Source organism: Microbacterium sp. B35-04 (assembly GCF_010634885.1).
Classification (GTDB): domain Bacteria; phylum Actinomycetota; class Actinomycetes; order Actinomycetales; family Microbacteriaceae; genus Microbacterium.
On the sequence record NZ_MWLP01000054.1, the window covers coordinates 1 to 12358 of the forward strand.

Consider the following 12358-nt stretch of genomic DNA (forward strand, 5'->3'; position numbering starts at 1 on the left):
CGACCGAGACGAAACGCGCTGAGCCGACGGGCCGCGCCTCGCTCGCTCAACGACCGCGCGGGCCCGCGTCAGAGCGGGTCGACCAGGGCCGTGGCGAGCCGCGCGGTGCGCTCGTTGACGAGCTGCTGCAAGTCGGCTGCACCGAGGCCGGTCATGATCCCGAACGCCGACGTGTCTTCCCAGGTCTGCAGGATGATGCCGGCGAACTCCGAGGCGGGCAGCCGCAGCCGGAACCCGTAAGTGCCGGCGAGCTCGTCGATGAACGAGCCGATACGATCCACCATCCCCCCCTGCCACGCGATGTACGTCTCGGCCAGGCGCTGGTCGCGCATAGCGCGGGTGCGGATCTCGCTCGTCAGCAGGATGCCCTGCTTCTTGTCGAACGCGACATCGAGCAGCTGACGCACCAGCGCGCCGGGCTCGAGGTCCTCACCGCGCTCCTGCAGCAACGCGACGCGCTCGGCGACCTCGTCGATCTTCTCGCCGGCGACGCGCTCCGTCAGCGCGAGCATCAGCTCGTCCTTGGTCTCGAAGTTCGAGTAGAACGCGCCGCGCGTGAACCCCGCGCGTTCGCAGATCGCCTCGACGGATGCCGCGTCCAGGCCGACCTCGGCGAACACGAGGGCGGCGGCATCCAGCAGCTTCTGCCGGGTCGCCTCACGGCGCCGTGACGTTCCAGCCACCTCCACCAGGGGGGTGTCGCTCATTGGGGCCTCCTACTAGGCCAGTCTCACACGCACTACACAGGTTCGGGCGGGCAACCCGCCTTACGATACACTCATGTATCCGATACAGCGCTGTATCGACACTTCCCGAACCCCTCATCCGTGAACCGGAGGCGCTGTGTCGACCCTTCTCTATGCGCTCGGCCGCTGGACGTACCGCCACCCGTGGCGCGTGCTCGTCTCGTGGGTGCTGCTGCTCGCGCTGGCCGGCGGCGGCGCGCTGGTGTTCATGAAGGGCACCGACAACTCGTTCTCGATCCCGGGCACCGAGGCTCAGGAGGGCATCGCGCTCCTGGACCGCAGCTTTCCCCAGGCGAGCGGCACGAGCGCGCAGCTCGTCATCGTCGCTGCGGACGGCGAGCAGGTCGATGAGGAGCCGTATGCCACGGCGATCGACGACACCGTCGCCCACCTCGAGGACCTCGACGGCGTGATCGCCGTCACCGACCCCTTCAACGAGATGGTCACGGGGATGGTGTCGGAGGACGAGTCGGCCGCGATCATCCGGCTGCAGTTCGACGGTCAGGCCACCGACGTGTCGGACGAGACGAAGGAGGGCCTGGAGGACGTCGCGGACGATCTGCGGGAGACCCTTCCCGAGGGTTCGCAGGTCGCCATGGGCGGCGACCTGTTCTCGACCTCGGTGCCCGCTCTCTCGCTCATCGAGGCCGTGGGCGTGCTCATCGCGCTGTTCGTGCTGATCGTGACGTTCCGCTCGTTCGCGGTGGCGTGGTTCCCGCTCGTGTCGGCGCTCATCGGCGTCGGCCTGGCGATCGCGCTCATCTACGTCTCGACCGCGTTCGCCTCGATCTCGTCGACCACGCCGATGCTCGCGATCATGCTGGGGCTCGCCGTGGGCATCGACTACGCCCTCTTCATCGTCGCCCGGCATCAGGACCAGGTGCGCGCGGGTGTGGAACCCGAGGAGTCCGCCGCGCGGGCCACCGGCACCGCCGGCTCGGCCGTCGTCTTCGCCGGCGTCACGGTGCTCATCGCGCTCATCGGGCTCGGCTTCGCCGGCATCCCGTTCCTCACGACCATGGGCATCGCGGCCGCCGTCGCCGTCGCGATCGCCGTGATCGTCGCCATCACCCTGACGCCCGCCCTGCTCGGCTTCGCGAAGGACCGCGTCGCCGGCTGGGGTCACGGCAGGAAGCGCCGTGGGATGCCGCTCCCCCGCCGTCGCGCGCATCACGACGCAACCGGGTCCGAGGGCGTTTCGACTCGCAAGCTCGCTCAACGACCGGAGGGCGATGACGCGGAGACCTCGGACGCGCTGAGCGGACCTTCTTCGGAGCAGGCTCAGGGGCGCGCGCGAGCGGACGCCGAGGTTGCGGAGACGCGCGAACAGCACACGAGCGCACCAGCCCCCGCAACGGTGGTGACCGACGCGACCCACGCGCCCGTGAAGAAGACGAACCGATGGGTGCTGCTGATCACCAACCACCCCATCATCACCACCATCGCGGTGGTGCTGACGCTCGGGGTCATGGCGATCCCCGCAGCGAGCCTCGGCCTCGCCCTGCCCAACGCCGGGCAGCAGCCCGAGTCGAGCCAGGCGCGTCAGGCCTACGACCTCACGGCCGAGCATTTCGGTCCGGGTGCGAACGGCCCGCTCATCATGACGGGCACGATCGTCACCTCGACCGACCCGCTCGGGCTCATGGCTGACTTGGCCGACGAGGTCGAGAAGGTTCCCGGGGTCAAGGAGGTCGCGCTCGCGACCCCGAACGAGACCGCCGACACCGGCCTCATCCAGATCGTGCCCGAAACCGCCCCCGACGACCCGGCGACCGCCGAGCTCGTGCGCGCGCTCCGCGATCTGGCCCCGGAGCTCGAGGACGAATACGGCGTCGACCTGAAGGTGACCGGCTTCACCGCGGTCGGCATCGACATCTCCGACCGCCTGGGCGCCGCCCTCCTGCCGTTCGGCGTCTTCGTCGTGGGGCTGTCGCTGGTGCTGCTCATGATCGTGTTCCGCTCGATCTGGGTGCCGATCAAGGCCGCCGTCGGCTACCTGCTCTCGGTGCTCGCCGCCTTCGGCGTCGTCGCGGCCGTGTTCGAGTGGGGCTGGGGCGCCGAGCTGCTCCACGTCGATCGCACCGGGCCGGTCATCAGCTTCATGCCGATCATCCTGATGGGCGTGCTGTTCGGGCTCGCGATGGACTACCAGGTGTTCCTGGTCAGCCGCATGCGCGAGGACTACGTGCACGCCCGCCGCGCCGCCGCCGGTCACTCGACGCGCGGCCGCAGGGACATCGCGCTCGGTGCCGTGCGATCGGGCTTCACCGCCTCGGCGCGCGTCGTCACCGCGGCGGCCGTCATCATGTTCGCCGTGTTCGCGGCGTTCGTGCCCGAGGGTGATGCGTCGATCAAGCCGATCGCGCTGGGCCTCGCCGTCGGCATCGCCGTGGACGCGTTCCTCGTGCGCATGACGCTCGTGCCCGCCGTCATGGCGCTGCTCGGCGACAAGGCGTGGTGGATCCCCCGGTGGCTGGACCGGATCCTCCCCCACTTCGACATCGAAGGCGAAGCGGTCGAGCGCGAGCTCTCGCTCGAGGCCTGGCCCGAGCCGAACACGACCGCCGCGGCCGTCGGCGAGGGCGTCGGCGTCCGTGCAGACGCGGGCGGCTCGGCCGGCGAGGTCGTGCTGTTCGAGGATGCCGCCTTCCGCCTCGAGCCCGGCGGCACCCTGATCGCCACCGGTGACCCGCGCGCGGCACGGGCGTTCGCGCTCACCCTGGCCGGACGGCTCGCGCCGAGCGACGGCCGGCTGCGCGTGGCAGGTCACCTGCTCCCCGAGCGGGCGGCCTGGGTGCGTGCCCACGTCGGCCTCGCATTGCTCGGTGACGCCGAGGACCGGCTGCCGGCGCTCCGGCGCGCTCTCGCCGGAAAGGCGACGGTCGTCGTCGTCGAGGGCGTCGACGCCCTCGACGCGGCCGAGCGCGACCAGGCGGGTGCGCTGCTGCGGGATGCCGCCGACGCGCTGCGCCGCGGAGCCGATGGCGCGCTCACGCTCATCGTGACCTCGCGCACCGAGAGCGCCGCGCTCGCGCTCCTCGCCGACGCGCACCGCCCCGAGGTGGCGTCGCTGACGCTGCACCCGGGCACCCCCCTGACCACCCCCACCGCAGAGGTGAACGCATGACCCCGAACTGGATCACCACGGCCGTCGAGCGCGCGCGCTCGCGCCGGCCCGTCACGTGGCTGACGCTCGTCGGCGTGCTGCTGCTGCCCGTCGTCATCGGCGGCATCCTGGTCGCGGCGCTGTACAACCCGGTCGAGCGACTGGACAGCCTCACCGCCGCGATCGTGAACGAAGACGAGCCCGTCACGATCGACGGGCAGACCGTGCCGCTCGGCCGCCAGCTCACCGCGGGCCTGGTCGAAGGATCGGACGAGCTCGACAGCAACCTCACCTGGACGATCTCGAACGAAGAGGATGCCGCGGCCGGCCTCGCCGACGGCACCTACGCCGCGGTCATCACGATCCCCGAGAACTTCTCGGCCGCCGCGACGTCGACGGCTCCGGGCTCGACGCCCGAGCAGGCCACCATCGAGGTCACGACACCGCCCGACAGCCTCATCGTCGACGACGCCATCACCGCGCAGGTCGCCACGGCCGCCGCATCGACCATGGGCACGCAGCTGTCGAGCGTGTACCTCGAGAACGTGTTCCTCGGCTTCACGACGCTGGGCGACCAGCTCGGCACGGCAGCCGACGGCGCCACGCAGCTCGCCGACGGCGCGACCCAGGCCGCCGACGGCGCCGCGCAGCTGCCCGACGGCATCTCGCAGCTCGCCGACGGCAACACCCAGCTGGCGGACGGCGCGTCACAGCTCGCGGATGGCGCCGGGCAGGTCGCCGGTGGAGCGACGTCGCTGCAGTCCGGTCTGACGACGATCGCGGGCAAGACCCGCGAGGCCGCGGCCGGCGCTCAGCAGCTCGCCGACAGCGTGAACGGCGGGGCGGCGCAGCTCGAATCCACCGGACTTGTGCCCCAGGAAGTCTCAGGCGTCGCCGGCCTGTCGGCGACGGCAGCCGCCGGTGTGCTGACCGTAGCGGAGAACTGCGTCGCCAGCGGCGCGCCGGAGGCGTACTGCGACACGTTGCTCGAAGCGGCGACGGGCGCGGATGCGGCCGCTTCGGGGACCGTTCTTGCACTCGACACCTTCGATGCGCAGGGCACCGCCACGTTCGCCGCCCAGTTCCGGCAGATCGGCACCGGTGTCTCGACTCTCGGCGGTGGCCTCACTCAGCTCGCCGGCGGCATCGACCAGTCCGCCGCGGGGGCGGGCCAGCTGGCGACCGGCGTCAGCGGCATCCAGGACGGCGCATCCGGCCTGGCCGACGGCGCCTCGCAGCTCGCCGACGGTGCGACGCAGGCGGCCGACGGTGCGACGAGCCTCGCCGACGGCGTCTCGCAGCTCGCGACCGGCACCTCGGAGCTCGCGAGCGGCCTGACGACGGCATCCGAATCCCTCCCCTCGTACACCGACCAGGAGGCGACCGACCTCGCGTCCGTCGTCGCCGACCCGGTCGAGGCCGACGGCGTGGGGACCTCGCTCTTCGGCGCGTCGGCGGTCCCGCTGCTCGCGACGCTCGCGCTGTGGTTCGGCGGGCTCGGCACGTTCATCGCCCTGCAGGCCGTGTCGCGCCGCGCCCTCACGTCGCGCCAGCCGTCGGCGTTGCTCACGCTGCGGTCGTTCGCTCCGGCGGCGGGCCTCGGCGCGCTGCAGGGCGCGCTCGTCGCGGGCGTCGTCCAGCTCGCCGCGTCGTATGGCTGGGCCGAATGGTGGGCGCTCTTCGGTGTGTCGGTCGTCGCGGGCATCGCGTTCGCCGCCGTGAACCAGGCGCTCGTCGCAGTGTTCGGCGGCGCCGGGCGCTGGATCTCGGCGCTCATCGGCGTGCTCACCGTCGCGACCGGCGTGGTCTCGACCGTGCCGGGTGTGCTCTCGAGCGTCGCCGGCCTGATGCCGACCGCGCCGGCCTACAACGGCATGCTCGCCGCGCTCACCTCGACCGCGGGCCTCGGCGCCGCGCTCGCCGGCCTGGTGATCTGGACGCTGCTGGCGCTCGTCGCGACCATGATCGTCGTCGCTCGCCGGCGCAGCACCTCGGCGCGCGCGCTGCTGAACGCGACGCCCGCCACCGCCTAGGTCTTCGGCAGGAGAGTTCGCGCTCCACAGGACGGATCCCCCGGACGGCCTGCGGAAGCGGAGTTCTCCTGCGGAGGGCGCGCGCGGCGCGGCGCGCCGGAACGGCCAGAGCCGCGAGCGGAGAAGATCGGCCGATCGGCCGATGCGTCTTCACGCAGACGCCGTCATGATCGACGTGTGAGCACCGAATCGCCTCAGACCCCGGCATCCTCGTCCGCGGGGTCCGCGCGCCTTCCCCCGCGCTGGTTCATCCGCACCGCGTGGGTCGTGCACCGCGCCATCTACAACGTCACGGGTGGACGGCTCGGTCTGCGGCCGCCGACCTCGAAGGTCTGGGGCATGATGCGCCTGCACACCATCGGCCGCCGTTCCGGAGCGCCGCGCGTCGCGATCGTCGCCTACATCGAGGACGGCCCCAACGTCGTCACGATGGCCATGAACGGGTGGGGCGATCCGCCGCCGGCGTGGTGGCTGAACCTGCAGGCCCGGCCCGCGGCATCCATCGATCTTCCCGGGGAGCGACGCGATGTGATCGCGCGCGAGGCGCAGGGCGCGGAGCGCGAGCGCCTGTGGGACGTGTTCCGCTCGCTCGAGGGCGGCGACGACCTCGACGCGCACGCGGCGACGCGCAGCCGCGAGACGCCCCTCGTGGTGCTGGAGACGGCGCGCGGCGCCGGCTGAGACTGCAGACATTCCGTCGCCGGAAGGTCGCCCCCGATGGGTTCGGGCGTGGTGCCCGGGCGATCAGCTCAGGCCGGAGTAGGCGTGCAGGCCCTTGAAGAACATGTTGACGATGGTGAAGTTGAAGATCACGGCGGTGAAGCCGATGATCGACAGCCACGCCGACCGTGACCCCCGCCACCCGCGTGTCGCGCGCGCGTGGATGTAGCCGGCGTACAGCACCCAGATCACGAAGGTCCAGACTTCCTTCGTGTCGAAGCCCCAGTAGCGACCCCACGCGTCGTTGGCCCAGATCGAGCCCGCGATGAGCGTGAACGTCCAGAAGATGAAGCCCAGGATCGCGAACCGGTATGCCAGCGACTCGAGGGCCTCGGCGCTCGGAAGCGTCTGCAGGAATCGGGGGCCGGTCTTCGCGGTGGACCCGGCGGAGGTGTCGGCGGCGTCCTGAGCGCGCGCTGCCAAGGCGATCCTCGCCTCTCGCCGCGCCTGCATGAGCTGCAGCACCGACAGGCCGAACGCGAGGGCGAACAGGGCGGTCGCGAGGGACGCGACGAAGACGTGGATGACGAGCCACACCGACTTCAGCGGATCCATGAGCGGCACGATGTCGGTGTAGAACCAGATGGCCGTGCCGCCGAGCAGCACGACGACGAGCCCGGTGATGAACGTGCCGAGGAACCGCAGGTCATAGCGGAAGAGCACCCCGAGGTACACCGCCACGATCAGCAGCGTCCCGGTGAGTGCGAACTCGTACATGTTCGACCACGGCACCCGGCCGGCGGCGATGCCGCGGGTCACGTCGCCACCGAGGTGGAAGAGGAAGCCGAGCACCGTCAGCGACGTGCCGATGCGCGCCCAGACCAGCCGCGAGCGACGGCCGACGGGGGCGTTCAGCGCGTCCTCCGACGCGGCCTCCTGCGCGCGCATCTGCTCGATGATCCCGGTGCGCGCCGACCCGCCGCCGGCGGTGACGAGCTCCCGGTCGCGCGCCGTCTGGGCCGCGGCATCCTTCGCCTCCACAGCGACGGCACCCCGCCGCGCCAGGTCGACCGCGTACGCGATGAACGCCAGGGCGTAGATCGCGATGGCCGTCCAGACCAGCAGCACCGAGACGGAGTCGAGGGTGAGGGGGGAGGCGTCGGGCATGGTCCTCAGTCTACGTCGGGGGTGGTTTCGGGCCGGGCGGGGCGGGCGCCGGCCGGCTCACGGTCTGCCAGCGACGCGAGATGCCGCTGGGCGAACTGCTCGACGGCGCCGTCGAGCGCCGGATCCTCCCCGCGAGCGAGACCTGCGTACTCGAGCTGCACGGTGTGGCCCTGCGGCGTCGCGCGCACCCACATGCGCCGACGCGGGATGAACAGCGCGGCGAGCAGGCCGGCAGTGGCGAGCACCGCGAACACCAGCACCCACGTGGCCGCCGCGTCACGGTGGATCGACAGCGACACGTAGCGCTTGACAGAGTCCTGGAACCCGGCCGCGCCCTCGGGCGCCTCGTTGTCGAAGGTGACGGTCCCGAGCCCGTCGGGCAGGTCGACGGTCTCGCCGGGCTTCAGCACGAGCGACTCGGCGCCCGAGTCGCCGCCGGCGAGCTGCGTCATCTCGGCGGGATCGAGGGTGTACACCGACTTCGGCACGCCGCCGTCTATGCCGAGGTCGCCGGCGTAGACCCAGAACGTGAGCATCGGATACTCGAGGTCGCCGTACACCGACGTGAGGGCGCCGTTGGTGAGCTCCTGCGCCGTCGGATAGAAGAAGCCGACCATGCCGACCTGCTCACGCAGCCCGTCGGGGACCTTCACGACGCCCTGCGAGGTCATGTTGTTGTCCTGCGGCAGGAAGGGCACCGGCTCGGAGAAGACCACGTCGCCGTCGCCATTGCGGACCGTGATGGTCGGGGCGTAGCCGTTGCCCATGAGGTAGACCTTGTCGCCCGCGATCTGCAGCGGGCGATTCACGCGCACCTCGCCGGTGCCGGCGTCGGCGTCCGGGAACTGGGTGGACAGGTGCGCGACGAAGTCGCCCGCCTGTCCGGCACCCTGCTGGCCCGGTGCCACGTACGACAGCGAGAAGTCGTCGAGGGTGAGGGCGTACGGCGTGAGCGCGTCCTCGTCGACGAACCGGCCCGGATTGAACGACGTGTAGTCGAGCATCGTGTTGACCCAGGTGCGGCCCTCGATGATGACTGTCTGCCCGGTGTAGGTGAAGCCGCCGCCGATGCCGACGGCCAGCAGCACGCCCACCAGCGAGGCATGGAAGACGAGGTTGCCGGTCTCGCGGAGGTAGCCGCGCTCGGCCGAGACCGAGAACGCCCTGCCGCCGTCGTACCTCGCGACGCGGTAGCCGGCCTTGCGCAGCTGCTGCTGCGCCGCGTCGACCGCGGCCGCCGCGGCGGCTGCGGCATCCTGGTCGTCCTGGCACTCGAGGATCTCGGAGTGGTGGACGTCGAGCCGCGACAGGCGGGCGGGCGTGCGCGGCGGCTGCGCGCGCATCGCCTTGTAGTGGTGCTTGGTGCGCGGGATGACGCAGCCGACGAGCGAGACGAACAGCAGGATGTAGATCGCCGAGAACCACGGCGACGTGTACACGTCGAACAGGCTCAGATTGTCGAGCACCGGCGCGAGGTCGGGGTTGTCGACGAAGTACTGGCGCACGCCGTTGGGGTCGGCGCTGCGCTGCGGCACGAGCGACCCGGGCACCGCCGCGATGGCGAGCAGCAGCAGGAGCACGAGCGCGGTGCGCATGGAGGTGAGCTGGCGCCACCCCCACCGCAGCCACCCGACGACGCCGAGCGCCGGCTGGGTGATGCCGTCGGAGCCGGATACCGGATCGACCGCGTCCGCGTGATCGGCCGGACGCAGCGGGTCGGCCGCCGCCGACCCGGCCGCTGAGCCCGTCGAAGCGGCTGAGCCGGTCGAGGCGTCAGAGCCGGTCGAAGCGTCAGAGCGGGGCCGGGACACTGGCGAACACCCCCTGGAGCTGGGCCATCACGGCGGTCCACACGCCGGTCACCATCAGGAGGCCCAGCACGATCAGCAGCACCCCGCCGATGACGTTGACGGCGCGGATGTGTCGGCGCACGAACGAGACCGAGCGCGTCGCCCAGCCGAAGCCGAGGGTGAGCAGGAGGAACGGGATGCCGAGCCCCAGCGAGTAGGCCACGCCGAGGAGCGCCGCGCGCGCCGCCGACCCGGAGTCGAACGCCATCGTGAGGATGACGGCAAGGGTAGGTCCGATGCACGGCGCCCAGCCGATGCCGAGCGCGATCCCCAGCAGCGGCGCGCCGATCAGCCCGAGATTGCCGCGCACCTGCGGCCGCGTGATGCGCTGCGCCATGCCGAACCAGCCGATGAAGACGAGGCCCATCGCGATGATGACGACACCGAGGATCCGGGTGATGAGGTCGGCGTACTCGAACAGGAAGCGTCCGAGGGTGCCGCCGAGCATCGCCATGCTGACGAAGACCACGGTGAACCCGGCGATGAACAGCAGCACACCGAGCACGAGGCGCCCGCGCCCGGGTTCGGCATCGCTCGCCGGCTCGGGGCGTCTCGTCCCGGTCGCTGGCGCTCCCTCGCTCGACGATCGAGGGCTCTCGGCCGCCGGAGCGACGTCGGTCGCGGTCGTTGAGCGAGCTCGCGAGTCGAAACGCAGAGACGAAACGCCTCGGACCTTCGAGGAGCCTTCCGCCGCGGCATCCGTCCCCACCCGCGCCGGTCGGGGGCTCACCGCGCCGCCGATGAAGCCGAGGTACCCCGGAACCAGCGGAAGCACGCAGGGAGAGAGGAATGAGAGCGCGCCGGCGAGGACCGCGATCGGGATCGCGATGAGCAGCGACCCGTCGGCGACCAGCGCGCCGAGGTTCACGACTCCTCCAAGGTCTCGCGCACGATGGTCTCGAGGATCGACGCGTCTTCGATCTGCCCCACCAGGCGCGCGGCGACCCGGCCGTCCTTGTCGAGCACGAGCGTCACCGGGACCGCGTTCAGCGGCGTCTCACCCGCGAACGCGAGTTTGATCGACCCGTCCTCGGTCGCGAGGGCGCTCGGGTAGGCGACGCCGTACGTCTCGGCGAAGGCGCGGGAGGCCTCGGCACCGTCGTAGAGGTTCACGCCGAGGAACGCGACGTCCTGCCCCTCGAAGGCCGCGTCGGCGGCGGCGAGCTCGGGCGCCTCGACCCGGCACGGCGCGCAGCCGGCGTACCAGAAGTTCACGACGAGCACGTCGCCCGCGTAGTCGGCGCTCGAGGCCGTGCCGCCGGTGTCGAGGACAGCCTCGAACTCGACCGGCTCGGTGCGCTCGTCCGTCGAGATCTCGTCGACCGCGAAGCCGTCGGCCGCGACGAAGCCCTTGTTGTCGCCGGAGCGGTACTGCTCGGCGAGGGGATCGCTCGTGCACGCGGCAAGACCCGCGATCAGACCGACGACGAGAACACCGGATGCCGCGGCCATCCCCCTGCGCCTCGTCCCGCTTCGCCCACTCAGCGACCGCCGCCCGGTCATACCGCCCCCACATCCACGGCGCCGGCCGTCGACGCCGGCTCGGCGTAGGCGATCTCGGTCCACTTCTTGTCGACCATCTCGAAGCTCGTCACGCTCGACAGCGCGCAGCGGCGCTCGCGGGGGTCGTGCCGCAGCGGCAGTGCCGCGACCGCGAGATGGGTGATCCAGATCGGCAGCTGATGCGACACGATGACGACGTCGCCGGCGTCCGCGGCATCCCATGCGTGCGTCATGGCCGAGTTCATACGGCCCACGACGTCCGCGTACGGCTCACCCCAGCTCGGCAGCGCCGGCTTGCGCAGGTGGCGCCAGTTCCACGGATTGACGAGGGCGATCGCCATGCGCTTGCCCTCGAAGACGTTGGTCGGCTCGATGACGCGCTCGTCGATGACGGGCTCCAGGCCGAACATCTCGGCGAACGGCTCTGCGGATTCTTTGGCGCGCTGCAGCGGCGAACAGATCAGCGTCGAGACCGGGCGCTCGAGCGAGGTGACGTACTCCGCGGCCTGGCGGGCCATGCGGCGGCCGTCCGCGCTGAGGCCGTAGCCCGGCAGTCGCCCGTAGAGCACGCGGGCGGGGTTGTGAACCTCCCCGTGGCGCACGAGATGAAGGCGAGCTGCGGGCACCGCCCCAGTCTACGTGGGGCTCGTCTATGGGCCGGCTGAGCGTGCTCCCAGGTTCCGGCACCGCTCACGGCGCCCATGGAACCGCGAAAGGGTAGATCTCCGCACGCGGAGCGCTGCGGAAACATACCCTTTCGCGGTTCCCAACTGGGGCTCGAGCGCACTCGGACTCAGTCCAGCTCGGGCTCGCCGCGTCGATCGCGGGAGTCTCGCGTGGCGAGCGTCTCGCGCACGCGCGCCCACACGAACCAGACGACGGCCGCCACCGCGACCGCGATCACGACGTACTGCAGGATGTCGGCGTAGCGCTCGACGATGTGCCAGGACTCGCCGAGGAAGTACCCCGACAGCACGAAGATCGAGTTCCAGAGCAGGCTTCCCGCCGCCGTCAGCAGAGCGAACCGCCACACCGGCATGCGGGTGATGCCGGCGGGGATGGAGATGAGGCTCCGGAAGATCGGGATCATGCGGCCGAAGAACACGGCCTTGCCGCCGTGCCGTTCGAACCACGCGACCGTGCGGTCGATGTCTTCCGGCTTCAGCAGCGGGACCTTCGCCGCGATCGCCCGCAGCCGTGCAACGCCGAGCCAGGCGCCCAGGCCGTACAGCAGCAGCGCCCCGATGACGGAACCCGCGGTGGTCCACACGAGAGCCCGACCCGTTCACCGCG

At 71.3% G+C, this 12358-nt stretch carries 9 protein-coding genes and 1 pseudogene; 3 read left to right on the forward strand and 7 right to left on the reverse strand.

From position 1 onward, the window contains the following. Positions 1-68: 68 nt before the first annotated feature. Positions 69-707 (reverse strand): TetR/AcrR family transcriptional regulator, encoded by a 639-nt coding sequence (locus B1729_RS13255; protein ID WP_163618332.1) that lies wholly within the window; start codon positions 705-707, stop codon positions 69-71. Positions 708-843: 136 nt separating this feature from the next. Here B1729_RS13255 and B1729_RS13260 point away from each other — a divergent pair, with 136 nt between their 5' ends. The 3 genes from B1729_RS13260 (at position 844) to B1729_RS13270 (ending at position 6566) form a co-directional block, all read left to right on the forward strand. Then, positions 844-3873 carry an MMPL family transporter gene (locus B1729_RS13260; protein ID WP_163633152.1) on the forward strand — a complete coding sequence of 1010 codons (3030 nt, stop codon included), beginning with the start codon at positions 844-846 and terminating at the stop codon, positions 3871-3873. Then, on the forward strand, positions 3870-5885 hold the full coding sequence (locus B1729_RS13265) for a YhgE/Pip domain-containing protein (RefSeq protein ID WP_239525944.1): 2016 nt from the start codon (positions 3870-3872) through the stop codon (positions 5883-5885). Before B1729_RS13260 ends, B1729_RS13265 begins: the two co-directional genes overlap by 4 nt. 177 nt (positions 5886-6062) lie before the next feature. Beyond that, complete coding sequence (locus B1729_RS13270; protein WP_163618330.1) at positions 6063-6566, forward strand: nitroreductase/quinone reductase family protein; 504 nt, start codon at positions 6063-6065, stop codon at positions 6564-6566. Positions 6567-6629: 63 nt separating this feature from the next. Here the strand turns inward: B1729_RS13270 and ccsB are convergent, their stop codons facing one another. The 6 genes and pseudogenes from ccsB to B1729_RS13300 form a co-directional block, all read right to left on the reverse strand. Next, positions 6630-7712 (reverse strand): c-type cytochrome biogenesis protein CcsB, encoded by a 1083-nt coding sequence (gene ccsB, locus B1729_RS13275; protein ID WP_163633154.1) that lies wholly within the window; start codon positions 7710-7712, stop codon positions 6630-6632. Between the two features lie 5 nt (positions 7713-7717). Beyond that, entirely contained in the window at positions 7718-9424 is a 1707-nt protein-coding gene (locus tag B1729_RS13280; RefSeq protein WP_239539634.1) for a cytochrome c biogenesis protein ResB, read from the reverse strand. A 79-nt stretch (positions 9425-9503) separates the two neighbouring features. Continuing rightward, positions 9504-10430 (reverse strand): cytochrome c biogenesis protein CcdA, encoded by a 927-nt coding sequence (locus B1729_RS13285; protein ID WP_163633158.1) that lies wholly within the window; start codon positions 10428-10430, stop codon positions 9504-9506. After that, the gene (locus B1729_RS13290) at positions 10427-11014 is read right to left on the reverse strand and encodes a TlpA disulfide reductase family protein (protein WP_163618326.1); all 588 of its coding nucleotides are present in this window, start codon (positions 11012-11014) and stop codon (positions 10427-10429) included. Before B1729_RS13290 ends, B1729_RS13285 begins: the two co-directional genes overlap by 4 nt. 47 nt (positions 11015-11061) lie before the next feature. After that, a complete protein-coding gene (locus B1729_RS13295) occupies positions 11062-11691 on the reverse strand; it encodes a histidine phosphatase family protein (protein WP_163633160.1) in 630 nt (209 codons plus the stop codon). 167 nt (positions 11692-11858) lie between these two features. Then, positions 11859-12341 (reverse strand): annotated as a pseudogene (locus B1729_RS13300) (DedA family protein); the annotation flags it as partial. Positions 12342-12358: the final 17 nt, after the last annotated feature.